Source organism: Sulfitobacter sp. L-8, from assembly GCF_056859255.1.
Genome location: NZ_JBSXOD010000056.1, coordinates 574,021 through 592,852, shown reverse-complemented (window position 1 = coordinate 592,852; position 18,832 = coordinate 574,021). Strand labels below are relative to the sequence as shown.

18 protein-coding genes are annotated in these 18,832 nt (G+C 58.0%); 9 read left to right on the top strand and 9 right to left on the bottom strand.

Translation table 11 applies throughout. The features are described from left to right. Positions 1–26 precede the first annotated feature (26 nt). Complete coding sequence (gene guaA / locus AC13DE_RS19565) at positions 27–1,589, bottom strand: glutamine-hydrolyzing GMP synthase (protein ID WP_446298372.1); 1,563 nt, start codon at positions 1,587–1,589, stop codon at positions 27–29. A 199-nt stretch (positions 1,590–1,788) separates the two neighbouring features. Between guaA and AC13DE_RS19560 the strand changes: the two genes are divergently transcribed. Further along, positions 1,789–3,327: a trimethylamine methyltransferase family protein gene (locus tag AC13DE_RS19560; protein ID WP_483048763.1), complete on the top strand. Its 1,539-nt coding sequence runs from the start codon at positions 1,789–1,791 to the stop codon at positions 3,325–3,327. Here the strand turns inward: AC13DE_RS19560 and AC13DE_RS19555 are convergent. Next, positions 3,320–3,622: a DUF6477 family protein gene (locus tag AC13DE_RS19555; protein ID WP_446312403.1), complete on the bottom strand. Its 303-nt coding sequence runs from the start codon at positions 3,620–3,622 to the stop codon at positions 3,320–3,322. The two genes, AC13DE_RS19560 and AC13DE_RS19555, sit on opposite strands and share 8 nt — an antisense overlap. 242 nt (positions 3,623–3,864) lie before the next feature. Between AC13DE_RS19555 and AC13DE_RS19550 the strand changes: the two genes are divergently transcribed. Further along, positions 3,865–4,974 (top strand): DUF6456 domain-containing protein, encoded by a 1,110-nt coding sequence (locus AC13DE_RS19550; RefSeq protein ID WP_483048762.1) that lies wholly within the window; start codon positions 3,865–3,867, stop codon positions 4,972–4,974. 100 nt (positions 4,975–5,074) lie between these two features. Next, positions 5,075–6,022, top strand: a complete 948-nt coding sequence (gene lipA / locus AC13DE_RS19545) for a lipoyl synthase (RefSeq protein ID WP_446312405.1) — start codon at positions 5,075–5,077, stop codon at positions 6,020–6,022. Between the two features lie 110 nt (positions 6,023–6,132). On the opposite strand, the gene AC13DE_RS19540 is transcribed toward lipA, so the two are convergent. Next, the gene (locus tag AC13DE_RS19540) at positions 6,133–6,309 is read right to left on the bottom strand and encodes a hypothetical protein (protein ID WP_483048761.1); all 177 of its coding nucleotides are present in this window, start codon (positions 6,307–6,309) and stop codon (positions 6,133–6,135) included. Continuing rightward, positions 6,306–6,842, bottom strand: a complete 537-nt coding sequence (hpt, locus tag AC13DE_RS19535) for a hypoxanthine phosphoribosyltransferase (RefSeq protein WP_446298378.1) — start codon at positions 6,840–6,842, stop codon at positions 6,306–6,308. Before hpt ends, AC13DE_RS19540 begins: the two co-directional genes overlap by 4 nt. A 68-nt stretch (positions 6,843–6,910) precedes the next feature. Between hpt and AC13DE_RS19530 the strand changes: the two genes are divergently transcribed. Then, positions 6,911–7,366: a type II toxin-antitoxin system RatA family toxin gene (locus AC13DE_RS19530; RefSeq protein WP_446298379.1), complete on the top strand. Its 456-nt coding sequence runs from the start codon at positions 6,911–6,913 to the stop codon at positions 7,364–7,366. 53 nt (positions 7,367–7,419) lie between these two features. On the opposite strand, the gene AC13DE_RS19525 is transcribed toward AC13DE_RS19530, so the two are convergent. The 4 genes from AC13DE_RS19525 to AC13DE_RS19510 form a co-directional block, all read right to left on the bottom strand. Next, on the bottom strand, positions 7,420–8,601 hold the full coding sequence (locus AC13DE_RS19525; RefSeq protein WP_483048760.1) for an ammonium transporter: 1,182 nt from the start codon (positions 8,599–8,601) through the stop codon (positions 7,420–7,422). 158 nt (positions 8,602–8,759) lie between these two features. Next, entirely contained in the window at positions 8,760–9,239 is a 480-nt protein-coding gene (locus AC13DE_RS19520) for a CinA family protein (RefSeq protein ID WP_446312409.1), read from the bottom strand. Next, positions 9,220–9,717, bottom strand: coding sequence for a phosphatidylglycerophosphatase A family protein (locus tag AC13DE_RS19515; RefSeq protein ID WP_483048759.1), 498 nt, complete (start codon positions 9,715–9,717; stop codon positions 9,220–9,222). The genes AC13DE_RS19520 and AC13DE_RS19515 overlap by 20 nt, the downstream gene beginning before the upstream one ends. After that, entirely contained in the window at positions 9,714–10,856 is a 1,143-nt protein-coding gene (locus AC13DE_RS19510) for a bifunctional 2-C-methyl-D-erythritol 4-phosphate cytidylyltransferase/2-C-methyl-D-erythritol 2,4-cyclodiphosphate synthase (RefSeq protein WP_483048758.1), read from the bottom strand. Before AC13DE_RS19510 ends, AC13DE_RS19515 begins: the two co-directional genes overlap by 4 nt. A gap of 180 nt (positions 10,857–11,036) precedes the next feature. Here AC13DE_RS19510 and dusB point away from each other — a divergent pair, with 180 nt between their 5' ends. From dusB to ntrX, 5 genes are all read left to right on the top strand, one after another. Continuing rightward, positions 11,037–12,023, top strand: a complete 987-nt coding sequence (dusB, locus tag AC13DE_RS19505; RefSeq protein WP_483048757.1) for a tRNA dihydrouridine synthase DusB — start codon at positions 11,037–11,039, stop codon at positions 12,021–12,023. After that, positions 12,020–13,114, top strand: a complete 1,095-nt coding sequence (locus AC13DE_RS19500) for a two-component system sensor histidine kinase NtrB (protein ID WP_483048756.1) — start codon at positions 12,020–12,022, stop codon at positions 13,112–13,114. The genes dusB and AC13DE_RS19500 overlap by 4 nt, the downstream gene beginning before the upstream one ends. Positions 13,115–13,117: 3 nt before the next feature. After that, on the top strand, positions 13,118–14,488 hold the full coding sequence (locus tag AC13DE_RS19495) for a response regulator (protein ID WP_446312413.1): 1,371 nt from the start codon (positions 13,118–13,120) through the stop codon (positions 14,486–14,488). Between the two features lie 132 nt (positions 14,489–14,620). Beyond that, positions 14,621–16,843 carry a sensor histidine kinase NtrY-like gene (locus AC13DE_RS19490; protein ID WP_446298397.1) on the top strand — a complete coding sequence of 741 codons (2,223 nt, stop codon included), beginning with the start codon at positions 14,621–14,623 and terminating at the stop codon, positions 16,841–16,843. Further along, the gene (gene ntrX / locus AC13DE_RS19485) at positions 16,836–18,248 is read left to right on the top strand and encodes a nitrogen assimilation response regulator NtrX (RefSeq protein ID WP_483048755.1); all 1,413 of its coding nucleotides are present in this window, start codon (positions 16,836–16,838) and stop codon (positions 18,246–18,248) included. Before AC13DE_RS19490 ends, ntrX begins: the two co-directional genes overlap by 8 nt. 47 nt (positions 18,249–18,295) lie before the next feature. Here the strand turns inward: ntrX and AC13DE_RS19480 are convergent, their stop codons facing one another. Next, positions 18,296–18,769 (bottom strand): hypothetical protein, encoded by a 474-nt coding sequence (locus AC13DE_RS19480; protein ID WP_483048754.1) that lies wholly within the window; start codon positions 18,767–18,769, stop codon positions 18,296–18,298. Positions 18,770–18,832 lie beyond the last annotated feature (63 nt).

Below are 18,832 nucleotides of genomic sequence, written 5' to 3'. Positions count from 1 at the left end.
CGAAGGCATTGTATCTTTTGGTCGCATCATTCCCATTCGATCGTACCGGGAGGTTTGGAGGTTATGTCATAGGTCACACGGTTGATCCCCGGGACTTCGTTGATGATCCGCGTCGCGGTTTCACCAAGAAAATCATGGGTAAACGGATAATAATCCGCCGTCATGCCGTCAACCGACGTTACCGCGCGCAATGCACAGGCAAAATCATAGGTCCGTCCATCGCCCATAACCCCAACAGTCCGAACCGGCAGGATCGCCACGAAAGCTTGCCATATATCATCATACAGCCCGTGTTTGCGGATCTGGTCGATATATACCGCATCAGCCTCGCGCAGGATGTCCAGCTTCTCGCGGGTGATTTCGCCCGGGCAGCGGATGGCGAGGCCGGGGCCGGGGAAAGGGTGTCGCCCGATAAACGACGGCGGCAGACCCAGCTCGCGGCCAAGCTCGCGCACTTCGTCCTTGAAGAGTTCGCGCAATGGTTCGACCAACTTCAACCCCATCTTTTCAGGCAAACCGCCCACGTTGTGGTGCGATTTGATTGTCACCGAAGGGCCACCGGAAAACGAAACCGATTCGATCACGTCGGGGTAAAGGGTTCCCTGCGCGAGGAAAGTCGCGTCACCTACTTCGATGGCATGTTTCTGGAAAACATCAATGAACAGCCTGCCGATGATCTTGCGCTTGGTCTCGGGATCGCTGACGCCTTCGAGCTCTCCCAGAAACAGGTCCCGCTCATCCGCGTGGATCAACGGCATGTTATAGTTATCGCGGAACATCGTAACGACTTCTTCCGCTTCGCCTTTACGCAGCAGCCCATGGTCTACGAAAACACAGGTCAGCTGGTCACCGATCGCCTCGTGTATCAGAACCGCAGCCACCGATGAATCCACGCCGCCGGAAAGGCCGCAAATAACCTTGGCGTCCCCGACCTGTTCACGAATATTGGCAATGGCTTCTTCGCGGTAGGCGCTCATCGTCCAGTCGCCTTTGAATCCGGCTAGTCGGATAAAGTTTTCATACAGGCGCGCACCGTTAGGAGTATGGTGGACTTCGGGGTGAAACTGAACCGCATAGAAGTTGCGTTTCGTGTCGCCCGTGATGGCGAAAGGCGCATTGGGCGACGTGCCGAATACCTCGAACCCGGGTGCGATCGCACTCACGTGGTCGCCATGGCTCATCCAAACCTGTTCGCGATCGGTGAGGAACCAGCCCTCGAGCAAGGGCAGTTTTTCCTGGGACGGTGTCACGAAGGCACGACCGAATTCCGCGGTGCCGTGACCGCGCACTACTTTACCACCCAAGCAATGCATCATCACCTGCTGGCCGTAACAGATTCCCAGTATCGGCACGCCCAGTTCGAACACCGACTGGGGTGGCATCGGCGCACCTTCGGCAAAAACCGAGGATGGGCCCCCGGAGAAGATGACTGCCTTGGGGGCGAACTCCTCGAGGTAGGCGTCATCGACCGTGTTAAACGGTTTGATTTCGCAAAATACATTGAGTTCACGCAAGCGGCGAGCGATCAGCTGAGTGACCTGGCTGCCGAAGTCGATGATGAGAAGGCGGTCATGGGAGATATCTGTCATGCCGACTGATTATGTGTGGAAGGCTTGCGAGGCAAGAGTGGAGTGGGGGCCAGCCCCCAGACCCCCGGAGTTTATTCGGCAAAATGAAGCCAAGACCGCGTCGCGATGTCGGTTTTTGACGCCTAAGGCCGTTATCCGCGTGAAATGGCCTGGGCGAATGGGGTAGCTAGGCCTCAGTTTTGGCGAAAAGGAAGATCACATGGCGGAATCAGCAAGACGTGGGCGCGGCGGCGGTGGGGCTGCACGGCGGGCGGAGCGGTCGGCCGTGTCATTCGAGACGGCAAAGTATATCGAACGCAATATTCCCAACTTCGAGATTCTGACCGAAGAAGCGCTGGAAATTATTGAGCGGAACGCCGACACGGTTTTGGAAGAAATCGGCGTGAACTTTCCCGATAACCCCGAAGCACTGGCGCTTTGGCGCGAAGCCGGGGCAGACGTCACCGGGGACCGCGTGCGCATGCCGCGCGGGCTGGCCCGTGAACTGTGCAAGGCCGCCCCTGCGGAGTTTACCCAGCACGCCCGCAACCCTGACCGAAACGTCGTGATCGGGGGGCGCAATCTGGTGCTTGCGCCGGTGTATGGACCGCCGTTTGTACGTGATGTGGCTGGCGGGCGGCGCTATGCCACCATTGCTGATTTCAATAAATTCGTGAAGTTGGGCTATATGTCGAAATGGCTCCATCATTCCGGCGGAACGGTATGTGAACCGACGGACATCCCTGTCAACAAGCGCCATCTCGACATGCTTCATGCTCATATGACGCTTAGCGACAAACCCTTTATGGGGTCGGTGACCGAGCCAAGCCGGGCTCAAGATTCGGTAGACATGTGCAAGGTTCTGTTTGGTGCCGACTTTGTTCAACAAAACACCGTGATGACGTCGCTGATCAACATCAATTCGCCGATGACTTTTGATGACGTGATGATGGGTGCGTTGAAAGTTTTCGCTGAAAACAATCAGGCGTCGATCATATCGCCCTTTATTGTCGGGGGTGCCATGGCCCCTGTGTCTGTTGCAGGCACATTAACGCAAGTCTTGGCCGAGGTGATGGCAGGAATTGCGTATAGCCAACTGGTTCGCAAGGGAGCCCCGGTGATTTTCGGCGCCTTTGTGACGTCCATCGACATGAATTCGGGAGCCCCGACCTTTGGGACGCCCGAAGCCGCACATATCACCTATGGTGCGGGACAGCTTGCGCGGCGCATGAAACTGCCCTTCCGGTCTGCGGGGTCCTTCTGCGGGTCCAAACTACCCGATGCCCAGGCTGCCTATGAGACCTCGAACAGCTTGAACATGGGGCTGTTATCGGGTGTGAACTTCATGCTTCACGCCTGCGGTTGGCTTGAGGGGGGGCTGGTAAGTTCATTCGAGAAGTTCGTCATGGATGCCGATCAGCTTGGCACCTTGCACCACTTGGCCCGCGGCGTGGAGATCGACGAGAATGCCCAGGCGATGGATGCAATTCGCGAAGTCGGCCCTGGCGGGCATTATCTGGGATGTGCCCATACCCAAGCCAACTTCAAACAGGCCTTCTGGAAGTCGGATCTACTGGATTACAAACCGTTCGAGACTTGGTCTGACGAGGGTGCCCGCGATACTCAGGCCCTGGCAGCTTTGCGGGTTGAAAAGCTTTTGGGTGATTACGTGCAGCCAGCGATGGATATTTCGGTACGTGAAGCGCTTGACGCGTTCGTCCGCGAACGCAAAGCCGCAGAGCCCGACAGCTTCATGTAGCATCCGGGCGGCCTTGGACTGTGCGTAACATCCGGGCCTCTGACACAATTGCGATCAACACTTCGATATGGCGGATCAGGTTATACCCTGTATCCGCCCTTTTGCGCTGAACGTTCAGCTCTGCCTCCATATCGATCAGCCGGATCAGAGCGGGACCACTGCGCGGCAGGGTCGAACAGCCCATCAATCTGCGCAGATGTGTGCCGCGACGGTAGCTATCAGCCCCCATGCGCGCAGCCCTCATTAACGTTTGAGGGCGCTGGAGAGCGTGTAGACGGGTGAGTATGTCTTGCATGTATTCATATCCTTGACAATTTCGAGTGCCCGAACGCGGCACGATCCGACAAGTCTTTCATGACAGTGCAACATGTTGCGCGCCCCCAAGGGCTGCCGTTCGACGCAGTTACGACTGTTTACGAATTAGAAACAATCATGGCCTCAGAGCATTAATGTTAACGCCCAGGTAACCTTCATGAACGTAATTGTGGATAACTCTGTGGGTAAATTATCAAATTTGAGAAGAAGGACAGAGGGACCATGACTTTGTTGAATGATTGCACTCCGGCGCAAAACGGCTCCGTCGGCATACCCGAATGGGTGCCGCCGGATGCGTATCACTATTTGTCTCATGTCGAGCTGGGAAAGCCGATCCGGGCACTTGCACGGTCAGCCGAATGTCACGCTTCGACGATTTTGCGACAGATCCGTCGGATCGAAACGCGTCGCGACGACCCGCTGGTCGACGACGCCTTGGAAACACTGGGTCGTGTGAGCCGCAATAAGGTAACGCCAGCAAAGGACCAACAACAGATGCATTTGACCACAGAAACAATGATGCCTGACGATGTAACGTTTTCCCGCGAAGCACGGCGAATACTGCGTCGTTTGTGTGAAACCGGGGCGGTGCTGGCCATTGCCGCGGATATGGAAAAAGCGGTGGTCGTGCGGGACGGCGCGGGCAGTTGCACGACCCGTACCGCGGTCGTTGACCGCCCGATTGCCCAGGCGATGGCGCTTAAGGGTTGGATCGCCACGAAGGGGACGGGCCGCATTATTCGGTATCATATCACCGCAGCGGGCCGTACCGCTCTGGAACAAATACTCCAGCGGGAAGCCCCCCATCACGACGCGGGCTTTGCAGAAGCTCAAACCCCGTTTGCAGAGAAATCACCACAAAGAGACGGTTTCGCGGACACCGGCCGACAGTCGCGGCGGACCTTGGCGGAAAGCCCGTTATCGGCCTTGGCGCGACGCCGCGAAAAAGACGGCACCCGGTTTCTTTCAAATCGGCAGGTGCAGGCGGGAGAGCGCCTGCGCGAAGACTTTGAGCTGGCTCAGATGGGTGAGAACACCACCATGAATTGGGAACGTTTCCTGACACCCGGTGGGGCTACGCCTGTACATAACCAAGGTGGCGGTGCCCCGGCGCTGGCGCGCGCGCGTGTCGGGGCGGCACTTGAAGAACTGGGCCCCGGACTGTCGGACATCGTATTGCGGTGCTGCTGCTATCTCGAGGGACTTGAAACAGCGGAAAAACGGCTGGGGTGGTCGGCACGTTCGGCCAAGATCGTGTTGCGGATCGCGCTTATTCGTCTGCGCAAGCATTACGACGAGACCCTTGGCCCGGGTGGTGCCATGATCGGCTAGCCACTGTTTTCCACCGACTTGGCCGCGCTTGCCTTGCAACCCCTTTTAAGCGAAGCATGAACCGTCTACATAGGACAAAACGGTAGAACGGAGCCTGATCATGCGCGACCTGAAAATCCCCGAACAGCGCCATCCAGAAAAAGCCAAGCGGCCGGACAATCCGCAGCCGAAAAAACCGGCTTGGATCAGGGTAAAGGCACCGGGTGGCAAAGGCTATGCTGATACCGCCAAGATCATGCGGGATAACAAATTGGTGACAGTCTGCGAAGAAGCGGGCTGTCCCAACGTCGGTGAATGCTGGTCTCAGGGTCATGCGACGATGATGATCATGGGCGAGGTTTGTACCCGCGCCTGCACCTTTTGCAACATCGCCACGGGCAAACCGCCAGAGGCGCTTGACGTGTTCGAACCGGGCAGGGTGGCCGATGCGGTAGCCAAGCTGGGTTTGAATCACGTTGTGATAACATCGGTTGATCGCGACGACATCGAAGATGGCGGGGCCGAGCATTTTGCCCAGACCATTCGTGCCATCCGAAAACGGTCGCCAGCCACAACCATCGAGATCTTGACCCCCGATTTTATCCGCTGCGATCCAAAAGTGCTCGAAATCGTCGTGGCCGCACGTCCGGATGTGTTCAATCACAATCTCGAAACGGTTCCCGGTCTATATCCGCAGGTACGCCCGGGTGCGCGGTACTTCCATTCGTTGCGATTGCTTCAGCGGGTGAAAGAGCTTGATCCCATGATGTTTACCAAATCAGGCATCATGGTGGGCCTCGGCGAAGACCGTCAGTCGGTGATGCAGGTTATGGAAGACATGCGCGCCGCCGACATCGACTTTTTGACGATTGGGCAATATCTGCAACCCACGCCAAAGCACCACCGCGTCGATCGCTTTGTGCACCCTGACGAATTCGCCGCCTACGAAAAGTCAGCCTACGGCAAAGGGTTCCTTATGGTTTCGGCGTCGCCGTTGACCCGTTCCAGCTATCATGCCGGCGATGACTTTGCGCGGCTGCGGGCCGCACGCCAGGCCAAGCTTGGCTAAGGCTTCGCGTCACAACCCGGCGGCTGCATAGCTGTGCGGCCGCTGTTGTCGCGAACCAATTTCGGTGGCAATCACGGCGCAGGTTCGCGACGGTTGATGAATTACGTCGCTTAGAATCGTCGTCCGATACGTTCGCCGGTTGCCCAGTCGGGCCACCAGCCCACGTATTCCAGACCAAAGATCACTGCTGCGGCCAGAATGATCGCGAATACGAATTTTACCCGTTTCGCCGAAGGCGGGTTCTGAACCCACCGCTTCATTCTCATGAACCAGACGATATTCATCATGTGAAACGGACCTTTCCAATAAATGGCAGGTTTCGGTTGCGTTGGGCAAAATCAATTCCATAGCCGACAACAAATTCATCGGGTATTTCAAATCCGATCCAATCAGCCTTCATTTCAACTTCGCGGCGCGTTGGCTTGTCAAGCAATGCAATGGTTTTCAACCGGGCCGGTTCGCGCGACAGCAACAGGTTTCTGACATGGTGCAACGTGTGGCCGGTATCGACGATGTCTTCGACCACCAGCACATCACGCCCTTCAATGACGCCTCGCAAGTCCTTGAGAATACGGACCTCACGGCTGCTTTGCATGCCATCCCCATAGCTGGAAGCCTCCAGAAAATCGACCTCGATCGGCAGGTCAAGTTCGCGCACGAGATCGGCGATGAACACAAATGACCCCCGCAGCAAACCCACCACGATCAGCTTATCGGTACCCTCAAATTCGGACTGTATCTCGCGGCACAGCGTTTCAATCCGGGCGGCAATCGCCTTGGCCGAGATCATTTCGTCGATAACATAAGACGGGGTGGTCATGGGTTTAACCTTGAAACAGGGGCACTTAAGATTTCATAAGGGCGTAGCTTCTAGATAGATGGAAATCAATGCCTACCCATTCAGAGACCCGCGCACTGCCTTATACCGCCCAACAGATGTACGATCTGGTGGCCGATGTGGCATCCTATCCCGAATTCCTGCCTTGGACTGCCGCCGCGCGGATCAAGAGCCAGGAGGTCGTGGATGACCATGAGGTGATGGAGGCTGATCTGGTCATCAGCTTCAAGGTTTTTCGCGAGCGATTCACCAGCCGCGTGGAACTTTGGCCAGCAACCCATAAAATTGACACTGAATATCTGGACGGTCCGTTCAAGTACATGCGGTCCAACTGGCACTTCGAGGATGTTCCGCAGGGCGGGTGCAAGGTCTTTTTCTTCGTCGATTTCGAGTTCAGGAATATCGTCCTGCAAAAGATCATCGGCGTGGTGTTCAACGAAGCCATGCAGCGTGTCGTGAAGGCCTTTGAAAAACGTGCCCAAGCATTGTACGGGCCGCAGATGTAAGATGTTGGGGCGGGGGGCCTCACCGGTTGCGGCGAGGCCCCCCGCAAGCCTGCCTAGTTGCTCAGGTCATAGGCGCGTTCGCCGTGGACCGCCAGATCAAGTCCGCCGACTTCGATTTCTCGAGACACGCGCAAGGATGTGAATGCCTTGCAGACCATGACGATCGCAACGGTGACCACGGTCGTGTAGACCCCAACGATTGCAAGCGAACCAAGCTGGGCCGTCCAGGTGCCGGCCCCGACCGCTGCGATCATGATCGTGCCAAAGATACCGCCCACGCCGTGTACGGCGAACACATCAAGGGTATCGTCGATCTTGGCTTTGCTCCGGATCAACATCACTGCTTCCTGGCAAAGCACACCAGCCACCGCGCCGATCAGCAATGCCGCCCAAGGCCCTACAAAACCCGATGCAGGGGTGATCGACGCCAGCCCGGCAATTGTTCCGGTCACAAGCCCAACCATCGAGGATTTGCCGAATTTCACCCGTTCCCACAATGCCCAGGTCAACGACGCAGTGGCCGCGGAAATATGCGTCACGGTTATCGCCATCGCGGCCCCCCCGTCCGCGGCAAGTTGAGATCCGCCATTAAAGCCGAACCAGCCGACCCACAGCATGGCCGCACCGATCATCACATAGCCCGGATTGTGCGGCGGCGTGGTTTGGTTAAGGCGTGGTCCAAGGAACACTGCGATGATCAAGGCCGCCAGCCCCGCGGTTTCGTGAACCACGATTCCCCCTGCGAAATCACGCACACCGATTTCGCCAAAAATTCCGCCGTCCGACAGAAAACCGCCGCCCCAGATCCAATGGACGACCGGGGCGTAGCACAACAGCATCCACAGCCCCGAAAACAGCAGCACGAAACCGAAACCGACGCGTTCCACATAGGCCCCGACGATCAGGGCCGGCGTGATGATCGCGAATGTCATCTGGAATGCAAAAAAGAGGATCTCGGGCAGGGTACCGGCAAGACTGTCAATGCTCACCCCGTTCAACCCGACCTTGTCCAACCCGCCCCACACGCCCGATGTGCCAGGCCCAAAGGCGATGGAATACCCCACCAGGAACCAAAGCACGCTCATCAGGCAAGCGATCGCGTAACAGTGCATGAAGACGCTCAGAACGTTCCGACTTCGCACCAGGCCGCCATAGAACAGCGCCAGGCCGGGTAACGTCATAAACAGGACCAGCGCTGTGGCGGTCATGATCCAGGCGGTATCGGCAGCATTCATCGTTGGTTCCTCCGGTAGAAAAATGTTCACACGGGTAGAGCCCTAATCAATGCATATGGAAAAGCTAAAATGCAGGCAGGTGAGGCTATTTATAAGGCGTTTTTGAATGTGCCTCATTATTGGGCAGCTTCGCGCGGGCTATGCCGGATTTATAAGCATTAAGAAATTGCGCGTAACAGAAGGGCAATGGCGTGATCGCGTGCCGCCTTGCGCACCTTGTCGCGCCCCAGTGCGCCGAACTCCTGGGTGTCCGAGATCGCCTCGGACCCTTGAGCAATGGCAAAGCACACCCGGCCTTCGGGTTTGTGCTCGGATCCGCCGGGGCCTGCGATACCGGTGACCGAAACCGCAACTTGCGCTTGCGACCGTGACAATGCGCCTAGCGCCATTTCCCGGGCTACCGGTTCGGACACAGCGCCACATGCGGCCAACGTTGACGCCGATACCCCCAGCATGTCGATTTTTGCCGCATTCGTATAGGTCACGAAACCGCGGTCGAACATGGTCGAGGAACCGGGGAGGTCGGTCAATGCTGCGGCCACCATACCGCCCGTGCAACTTTCCGCGCAGGCGATCATCACGCCACGCGACCTGGCCCGATCAAGCAGGGCTGGCACATCAGGCAAAAAGATAGACATGATATATCACCGCCAGCAAAATTACTCCCAGCAGCGCGAACACACCGGCGATCACGTCATCCAGCATCACCCCCAACGGGTCTCCGCGACGATCGGCCCAGCCGACAAGCAGAGGTTTCCAGATGTCGAACAGGCGAAACAGCAGAAATGCCGACACCCAGCCCGGCCACATGACCAGGATGTTCATATCCATCGTCCACGACGCATAGCTCAACGGTAACAGCGCGATCCACTGACCGACGACTTCGTCAATGACGATCTCGGAGGGGTCGTGGTCACTGTGCCCGGCCGTCATGCGCGCCGTCGCCCACCACCCCGCGCCAAAGGCGACGGCGATGCCCGCAATCAGCAGCGGCAGACCGCCAATCACATGCAGCAACCATCCCCATGGCAGGGCGACCAATGAACCCCAGGTACCCGGACCTGGACGAATGTAGCCAATGCCCAGAACGGTTGCGACAAGTTTCGAGATATTCATGATTTCACCAATGTTGCTGTGGCCATGCAGGCAATGCCCTCACCCCGGCCGGTAAAGCCCAGCCTTTCGGAAGTGGTAGCCTTGACCGATACGCGCGCCAGGTCGATCGCCAGGATAGACGCCATCACCTTCCGCATCTCTGCGGCATGAGGCCCCACCTTCGGGTACTCGCAGATCAATGTGCAATCCACATGTGTAAGCTCGAACCCCTGGGCACGGGCAAGACCCACGGCGTGGCTGAGAAAAATGTGGCTTTGAGCCCCTTTCCACTGCGGGTCAGAGGGCGGGAAGTGCTGGCCGATGTCGCCCATGGCAAGCGCTCCGTAAATCGCGTCGGTTACGGTGTGCATGCCTACGTCTGCATCCGAATGCCCGACCAGCCCGTGCGAGTGCGGTATCGCCACCCCGCACAGCGTCACATGATCACCGGGGCCAAAGGCGTGTACGTCAAAACCGTTGCCGGTACGGATATCCATTGTCTGTTCCAATATACGTTGGGCGCGGGTCAGGTCGCCGGGCAAAGTGATCTTGAGGTTATCAATGCTGCCGGGGGTGATGGCAACGGTCATTCCTGCCGCGCGTGCCACTTCGACATCATCGGCGGCGACGCCATCGTAACGCGCGTGGGCAGCGCGAATTGCCGCGACATCGAACCCCTGAGGGGTCTGGGCGGCATACAGCGCCGTGCGGTCCTGAATTCCTGCGACGGTCCCGTTTTCGGCCACCCACAGCGCATCGGTGACCGCTATTCCCGGGGCCGCCGCCGGGCCTGATTGCAGCGCGGCGATCACGTGGTCAATTACCTCGGCTGACACGCAGGGCCGCGCAGCGTCGTGGATCAGCACCTGGTCCGCATCCCCGAGCGCCGCAAGACCGTTGCGAACCGACGCCGCACGATCGACACCGCCGGTGGCTATGATGCATCCCTTGTCGGTCAGCTCTTGTGCGTGGGCCATATCGGCTTCGTTCAAAACGACGATAAGCCTGTCGACAGAGGGGTGATCCTGAAACGCAGCAAGCGTATGGTCGATCACCCGCTTGCCGCACAACGGTTGCCATTGTTTGGGTGTGGATCCGCCCGCCCGCGTGCCACGTCCTGCGGCGACGATCAATGCGGCGATTTTAGGCTGAGATAACATGCGGCGGTCCCTTGAATTCTGGCTTCAGGTCTATTCAACCCAGGCACCGGGTGCAATCTCTGCGGTCGATGATTAAAAATTAGGCACCGGTGCGCTTTATCCGCTCCTTTCGGTGCCTGTTTCATTGAGTTCAGCGTGGCAGCCGGGTACACCAAAGGCAACTGCACAAGGATTAAGCGTTTGGGTCTGTCTGATCTTCCATTTTCCCTCGAGCCGCCTGTTTTGCTGGCACCTATGGCTGGAATCACTGATTTGCCGTTCCGCAACCTCGTGGCGTCCTTTGGTGCGGGGTTGGTCGTCTCTGAAATGGTGGCAAGCGTCGATATGATCAACGCCCGTCCAGGAGCGATGGAAAAGGCGGAGCTGGGTCTTGGCATCGAAGGGACAGCCGTGCAATTGGCGGGTCGCGAGGCGGCACCGATGGCCGAAGCGGCCCGCATGGTCGAAGCGCAGGGCGCACGCGTCATCGACATCAACATGGGATGCCCTGCCAAGAAGGTGACCCAAGGCTATTCCGGTTCAGCGCTGATGAAGACGCCCGATCATGCGCTTCGTCTGATCGAGGCAGTGGTCAACGCCGTTAACGTGCCCGTCACCTTGAAAACCCGGCTGGGGTGGGATGACGCCATGCTGAATGCCCCCCAGATCGCCACGGCTGCCGAAGCCGCCGGAATCACCATGATAACGATCCACGGGCGCACGCGATGCCAGTTCTATAAAGGTACCGCCAATTGGGAGGCCATCGCCGCGGTCAAGAATGCTGTTACCATTCCCGTTATCGCCAACGGCGACATCGTGGGTACAGCCTCCGCTCGGGCTGCGCTGAAAGCTTCCGGGGCCGATGGTGTCATGATCGGGCGGGGTGCGCAGGGCCGACCGTGGATGTTGGCCCGGGTTGCCCACGAAATTTACGGCACACCTGCACCCGATATCCCGACAGGTGCACAGTTTGCCCAGATGGTGGGTGACCACTACGAAGCCATTGTCAGTTTCTACGGCAAGGTGATGGGCCTGCGTGTCGCCCGCAAACATCTTGGCTGGTACATGGACGTATGCGGTACCCCGGCCGATTTGCGTCGAAGAGTGCTTACCGCCAAAGACACCGCGATCGTTCACCGCCTGATTGCTGTTGCCATGACGGCCGACAACCAGGCCGAGGCAGCATGATGGATGCTGACGTATTCTTTACCTCATTGCCGGTACCCACCGTCTTGATCGGCAGCGACGAAACGATCAATGATCTCAATCCCGAAGCAGAGGGGTTTTTGAACGCTTCGGCCAAATCGGCACGGGGCACACCGGTCTGGGATATCATCGCCGTTGACGCGCCCCTGGAAGACGCCTTTGCCCGCGCCCGAGAAACCGGTACGCCGTTATTCGTGAATGATGCCGATGTGGGAAGTGGGCAACGCGCACCCGTGCCCTGTGCGCTGCACCTTGCACCGCTTTCCGATGGTTCGGGAAAGATGATCCTGATGATCACCCCGCGCGAACTGGCCGGGCGGATGACGCAAAACCATACGGTCAAATCCGCCGCGAAATCGGCGATTGGCATGGCTGAGATGCTGGCGCACGAAATCAAGAACCCGTTGGCCGGCATCACCGGTGCCGCGCAACTGCTCAGCATGAACCTGAACGCCCAAGACCTGGAGCTGACCGATCTGATTGTCGCGGAATCGCGTCGCATCGTAAAACTTCTTGAACAGGTAGAGCAGTTCGGCAACCTGATGCCACCGGAACGCCGGGCGCTGAACCTGCATGACGTTCTGGACCGTGCCCGCAGGTCCGCTCTTTTGGGTTTTGGCGCGCGGATGAAAATCATCGAAGACTACGATCCGTCGCTGCCGCCGGCCTTGGGGGACAAAGACCAACTATTGCAGGTGGTGTTGAATTTGCTCAAAAATGCCGCTGAAGCAGCAGGAGATCAGGGCGGTACGATCCGCCTGCACAGCTATTACGAACATTCATTCCGCATGCGCCGGTCTGACGGGACCGGCCAGTCGCTGCCGCTTCAGATCGAAGTCATCGACGATGGGCCCGGGCTTCCCGATGCGATCCGCGCGGATGTATTTGACCCCTTTGTATCGGGCCGCGACAACGGCACCGGGCTGGGTCTGGCCCTGGTAAGCAAGATCATATCGGACCACGGGGGCTGGATTTCGGTGAACTCGGTCCCCGGTCGTACCGTCTTTCGCATGTCGTTGCCTCGGGCCGACAAGACCAACGCCGATATTCTCGCACTGGGACAGGAGACTTAAATTATGGATGGCACAGTACTGGTTGCTGATGACGATCGCACTATCCGCACCGTTCTGACTCAGGCATTGACGCGGGCCGGGTGCAAGGTTCATGCGACATCAAGCCTGACGACCTTGATGAGATGGGTAAGCGAAGGCAAGGGCGACGTTGTGATCTCGGATGTGGTGATGCCCGATGGCAACGGGCTTGAGATGTTACCGAAGATTGCTCAGGACAGGCCCGGTTTGCCGGTCATCGTGATTTCGGCGCAGAACACCATCATGACCGCCATCAAAGCCGCCGAAGCCGAAGCCTATGATTACCTGCCCAAACCGTTCGATCTACCCGATCTCATGAAACGCACGGCGCGGGCGCTTGAACGCAGCGGCACGGCGCGCCGACCTGTTCAAACCACCGAGATCGACGCCGAACGCGATGATCTGCCGTTGGTAGGGCGCACCCCGGTTATGCAGGCACTGTACCGAGTCGTTGCACGGGTGATGAACACTGACCTTCCGGTCTTGATATGGGGCGAATCCGGCACGGGAAAATCGCTGATTGCCAAGGCCATTCACGACTTTTCCGACCGGCGCAGCTTGCCCTTTGTGACAGTCACCGCGTCGGAGCTCCAGGATATCGAAGGGCCTGCGCGGGTACTGGCGCGGGTTCGGGGCGGCACGTTGCTGATTGACGAAATCGGCGACATTCCCCAGGAAATTCAGGCCCGTATTGCCAGAATGATGGACACCCCCGGCGACAACGGCCCCCGTTTTCTAGCCACAAGCCAAACTGACCTGGCCGCAGCCATGAAATCAGGGGGTCTGCGCCGCGATCTGTATTACCGCCTGTCCGGGGCCACCTTGCATGTACCCGCGCTGCGCGACCGTATCGAGGACATCAACCTGCTTTCGGTCCACTTTCTTGAACGGGCCGAAACGGGAAACACCATGCCGCGTGTCCTTTCGGATGGCGCGTCCAAGGTTTTCGCGAATTATCAGTGGCCCGGAAATGTGCGTCAGTTGGAACACGCCATGCGGCAGCTTGCATTGACCAGCAGGGCGGCCGAGATCAGCCAGTCCGAAGCTGAACTGGTCCTGGGAAACCAACCCGATCCCGAACCGCTCCGTGCGCATGCGAATACCGAAAAGCTGGGGGCATCGGTCGAGCGCCATTTGCGCCGGTATTTCGATCAACACGGCTCCATGTTGCCGCCGCCGGGCCTATACGCCCGTATTCTACGCGAAATAGAGGCCCCGTTGATCGAAATTGCCCTGTCCGCAACAGCAGGAAATCAGGCTAGATGTGCCGATTTGCTGGGCATAAACCGCAATACCTTGCGAAAAAAAATCACCGATCTCGATATTGAGGTGACACGCGGTCGTAAAATGATGTAAAAGAGCCACATAACCGTGGCCATCGGGTATCAAACCCCGGTCAGGACCACATAAATAGGCGGTTGATGCATTCATGCATCACGACATCGGTGAGGATAACGGGTGCTTTCCCGGTCACGCAGCTATTATCTTATGCGTCTAGATCGTCTGCGGCGTTTGCGCCGGGTGCGTAATCTGGCAACCTTGGGTCTTGTGGGCCTGGGGCCGGTTCTTGCGTTCGCCACCTATCTTGTTCTCGGTCCGATGGAGCAGGGCGGACATGCGGCGAGCCTGCGACTGATTCTGCTGACGGATCTGGTCTACATACTTTTGGTGGCTGCCTTGGTGCTGAACCAGGTGGCCACCCTGATTTCCGCACGCCGCGCCAAATCCGCGGGGTCGCGCCTGCACCTGCGTCTGACCGGCGTATTCGCATTGATGGCGCTGATCCCGACCATCAGCGTTGCGATCTTTGCCGGGCTGACCATCAACGTCGGACTGGAGGGCTGGTTTTCCGACCGGGTAAGATCTGTGGTGGGAAACTCATTGTCGGCGGCCATAGCTTACGAGGCCGAGCAACGCGGTGATCTTGAAGAAGATGCCGCATCGCTTGCACGCGCGATAGACAATGCACGCGGTCAAGGCGTCCCTGTCCCCGACACCCAGCTTCTGGCGGAAGGGCAGCGCCAGATTCAGCGCGGCCTGCGCGAAGCATACATGATCGACGGCACCGCGCAGATCCGTGCCCGTGGCGACAGATCGTACCTGTTTGATTTCGAAGCGCCGACCCCCGAACAGATCGAGCAAGCCCGCCAGAATAACGGCGTGCCCTTCATTATCGAAGACTGGGCCAACAACGAATACCGGGCGTTGGTGTTGATGCAATCCTATGTTGATCGGTATCTTTATATCAGCCGCGATGTGGACGGAAAAATACTGGCGTTGCTCGACGATACCAAGGAAACCGTCCATCTTTATCAACAGCTTGAAAATGACCGCGGCAGGCTTCTGTTCGAATTCGGTCTGCTTTACGTGGCCTTTGCGGTGATTTTGATACTGGCCGCCATCTGGTTGGGATTGTGGTTTGCCGAACGTCTCTCTGGCCCGGTTGGCCGCCTGACCGGCGCGGCGCAGCAGGTGGGTGCCGGCGATCTTGAGGTGCAGGTGCGCGAAGAGGACGGTGACGACGAAATCGCGATGCTGGGGCGCTACTTCAATCAGATGACCAAGCGGTTGAAAGGGCAGCGCGAAACCTTGCTGGATAACACCCGGCAGATTGAACGCCGCCGTAGATTGTTCGATTCAGTGCTTAGTTCAGTAACATCGGGTGTGGTGGGGCTTGACCCGGAAGGTCGCGTCGCATTTGTGAACAAGTCGGCGATGCGTTTGCTTGACTGGGAAGAAGATCAGCAGTCGCTGGCAATTGCGGTGGCGATCCCGGAATTCGGCGCACTGTTCAACACCATCGTTTCAGGCCACGGCGAGGTGGCACAAGGAGAAGTCAAGGTTTCACGCCAAGGCCAGCTGGAAAATCTTCTGGTCCATGTCTCGACCCGGCGCACCGAAGACGGCCGACTTGAGGGGTATGTTGTAGCGTTTGACGATGTCACCGACCTGGTCAGCGCTCAGAGAATGGCGGCATGGGGCGACGTTGCACGCCGTATTGCGCATGAAATCAAAAACCCGCTTACCCCGATCCAGCTGAGCGCGGAGCGGATCCAACGCAAATTCGGGCCAAAGCTGCCAGACGACGCGGCAAGCCTTGAACAGATGACAGGGGTCATTATCCGTCAAACCGCCGACCTGCGTCGCATCGTCGACGAATTCTCGAAATTCGCAAGGATGCCGGAACCCGAAACCAAGCTTCAGGATATATCACAGTTGATGCGCGATGCCGTATTGTTGCAGCAGACCGGCCAGCCCGGCGTCGCGATTACGGTAGACCTGCCGAAAGGCCCGGTTATGGCCGAAGTCGATGCATCCATGCTGTCGCAAGCCCTGACAAACTTGATCAAGAACGCAGGAGAAGCCATTGAAACCCTGCAAGAAAAATCTGAACGCGACGACATCACCCCGATGATCAAAGTAGCGCTGCGTTGTGTCGGCACGACGGTTCAGATCACCATTGCCGACAACGGCATCGGGTTGCCCGAAGACCGAGCGCGGCTTTTTGAACCCTATGTGACCAATCGCAGCGAAGGAACCGGCCTCGGGCTTCCCATCGTGAAGAAGATCATCGAAGAACACGGCGGCACGCTGACGCTGGAAAACGCACCGGTCTTTGAAGGCCAAACCTATTTCGGCGCAATGGCGGTAATAACACTACCCCTTGCCGCCCCCATCGAAACACCAGAATTGGAGACCCAAGATGAGTGACATCCTGATCGTTGACGACGAACGCGACATTCGCGAACTGATTTCCGATATTCTAGAAGACGAAGGCTTTGCCACTCGGCTGGCCGGCAATTCGGATGATGCGATCGCCGCCATAAATTCCGAACCACCCGCGTTGATGATCCTGGATATTTGGCTGAAAGACAGCCGGATGGATGGCATCGACATTCTCAAGGCCGTAAAACGCGACAACCCCGACGTGCCGGTGGTCATCATATCGGGGCACGGCAATATCGAAATAGCGGTCGCGGCGATCAAGCAAGGTGCTTACGACTTCATCGAAAAGCCCTTCAACATCGACCAGCTTCTTGTTGTCATACGTCGCGCGATGGAAACATCACGGTTGCGACGCGAAAATCAGAACCTGAGGCGACGCGAAGCCGTGAGCACCGAGATGATCGGACGCTCGCCCGCGTTCAAGACGCTGATGGGGCAGATCGAAAAGGTTACCAAATCCAACGGGCGGGTGATGCTGCGCGGTCCTGCCGGGGCGGGCAAGGAAATCGCCGCCCGTTATATTCACGCCAACTCGGCACGGGCCTCGGGGCCGTTCGTGACCGTGAATTGTGCCAGTGTTGCCCCCGACCGTATGGAGGAGGTCCTGTTCGGTCGAGAAAGCGCCGAACGCGGCGTGGAACCGGGGCTGCTTGAACAGGCACACGGGGGCATCATATTTTTCGACGAGGTGGCCGATCTTCCTTTGGGAACGCAGTCAAAAATCTTGCGGGTTCTGGTAGACCAACAATTTACCCGCGTCGGCGGGCACGACAAGGTGCGTGTCGACCTGCGCGTCATTTCCAGCACGAACAAGGATCTGGACGCCGCGATCAAGGCGGAAACATTCAGGCAGGAACTGTATCATCGGTTGAACGTCGTCCCGATCGCCGTTCCGTCTTTGGAGGATCGTCGCGAAGATATCACCGTTCTGGCTGACCATTTTATTTCCGAATTCAACGCCACTCAGGGCTTGCCGCTACGGACGTTTTCGGACGAGGCCGTCGCGTTGCTTCAGACGATGATCTGGCCCGGCAACGTGCGGCAGCTGAAAAATCTGGTAGAGCGGGTGTTGATCCTTGGCGACGGATCCGGCCCAATCGAGGCGCGCGAGTTGCCCGGAGATGATGAAAACACCGATGAAGATGGCCGCGTGGTTCTGTCGGGGGCGTTGGCGACTCTGCCGCTTCGCGAAGCGCGCGAAGCGTTTGAACGCGAATATTTGCTGACCCAGATCAATCGTTTTGGTGGCAATATCAGCCGAACCGCCAATTTCGTCGGGATGGAACGTTCGGCACTGCATCGCAAGCTCAAAAGTCTGGGCGTTGTAACATCGGCCAAGTCCGGTACGCGCGTGGCCCATGTCGACGAAGATGCGGAGGCAATGGACTAGCCCCGACATATCGACCCGGCGCGATTCGCCGCCTTACCCGTGATCGATTAGCCCCGTGTCACGATCTGAAAACTGCCGTCGCGGTTTCGGATCGCGCAGGATTTGGCATTGAGAGCGGGCAGGGTGGTGGTGGACATTACAGGGGCCGCTCGGGCGACACTGGATGGGCAGGCCGGTATCGAAACAGGGTCAAATCCCGCATCTGCCATGCATTGGCCAACCACCCGTCTGCGCAACTGTGCGTTAGGGTCAATCTCGTAAACCGCACCGGGCACAAAGTACCCCGGCGTGACGTGGCATTGGCCCTGACTGTTGCACCGTTGGTGAGGTGGCACGAACTGCGGCGGGTCGCGTACCAACTGTGTCGATGGCGGGACCTTCTCCAATGCTGACACCGCGCATTCGGTGGTCGTTCGTTGCATGTTCGCCACCGTCGCGCCGGGCTTGTAATAGGTATCCAGCGGTGCACAGCCTGCCAGAACCGCCATAAATGAAACCATTGTCTTAAGTCGATGTGTCATGAAACCGATCCTTCAGCGTAAGGCGACGTTAGACATTTGAATTGACCCTTGCAAAGCCATCTG

What these genes read in the sequence shown, in the direction of transcription:
- guaA (WP_446298372.1), bottom strand. Translation starts at nt 1,589, where the DNA reads ATGACAGATATCTCCCATGACCGCCTTCTCATCATCGACTTCGGCAGC.
- AC13DE_RS19495 (WP_446312413.1), top strand. Translation starts at nt 13,118, where the DNA reads ATGGATGGCACAGTACTGGTTGCTGATGACGATCGCACTATCCGCACC.
- AC13DE_RS19560 (WP_483048763.1), top strand. Translation starts at nt 1,789, where the DNA reads ATGGCGGAATCAGCAAGACGTGGGCGCGGCGGCGGTGGGGCTGCACGG.
- AC13DE_RS19540 (WP_483048761.1), bottom strand. Translation starts at nt 6,309, where the DNA reads ATGATGAATATCGTCTGGTTCATGAGAATGAAGCGGTGGGTTCAGAAC.
- hpt (WP_446298378.1), bottom strand. Translation starts at nt 6,842, where the DNA reads ATGACCACCCCGTCTTATGTTATCGACGAAATGATCTCGGCCAAGGCG.
- AC13DE_RS19525 (WP_483048760.1), bottom strand. Translation starts at nt 8,601, where the DNA reads ATGAATGCTGCCGATACCGCCTGGATCATGACCGCCACAGCGCTGGTC.
- AC13DE_RS19550 (WP_483048762.1), top strand. Translation starts at nt 3,865, where the DNA reads ATGACTTTGTTGAATGATTGCACTCCGGCGCAAAACGGCTCCGTCGGC.
- AC13DE_RS19515 (WP_483048759.1), bottom strand. Translation starts at nt 9,717, where the DNA reads ATGAATATCTCGAAACTTGTCGCAACCGTTCTGGGCATTGGCTACATT.
- ntrX (WP_483048755.1), top strand. Translation starts at nt 16,836, where the DNA reads ATGAGTGACATCCTGATCGTTGACGACGAACGCGACATTCGCGAACTG.
- AC13DE_RS19510 (WP_483048758.1), bottom strand. Translation starts at nt 10,856, where the DNA reads ATGTTATCTCAGCCTAAAATCGCCGCATTGATCGTCGCCGCAGGACGT.
- AC13DE_RS19555 (WP_446312403.1), bottom strand. Translation starts at nt 3,622, where the DNA reads ATGCAAGACATACTCACCCGTCTACACGCTCTCCAGCGCCCTCAAACG.
- AC13DE_RS19490 (WP_446298397.1), top strand. Translation starts at nt 14,621, where the DNA reads ATGCGTCTAGATCGTCTGCGGCGTTTGCGCCGGGTGCGTAATCTGGCA.
- lipA (WP_446312405.1), top strand. Translation starts at nt 5,075, where the DNA reads ATGCGCGACCTGAAAATCCCCGAACAGCGCCATCCAGAAAAAGCCAAG.
- AC13DE_RS19480 (WP_483048754.1), bottom strand. Translation starts at nt 18,769, where the DNA reads ATGACACATCGACTTAAGACAATGGTTTCATTTATGGCGGTTCTGGCA.
- AC13DE_RS19530 (WP_446298379.1), top strand. Translation starts at nt 6,911, where the DNA reads ATGCCTACCCATTCAGAGACCCGCGCACTGCCTTATACCGCCCAACAG.
- AC13DE_RS19520 (WP_446312409.1), bottom strand. Translation starts at nt 9,239, where the DNA reads ATGTCTATCTTTTTGCCTGATGTGCCAGCCCTGCTTGATCGGGCCAGG.
- AC13DE_RS19500 (WP_483048756.1), top strand. Translation starts at nt 12,020, where the DNA reads ATGATGGATGCTGACGTATTCTTTACCTCATTGCCGGTACCCACCGTC.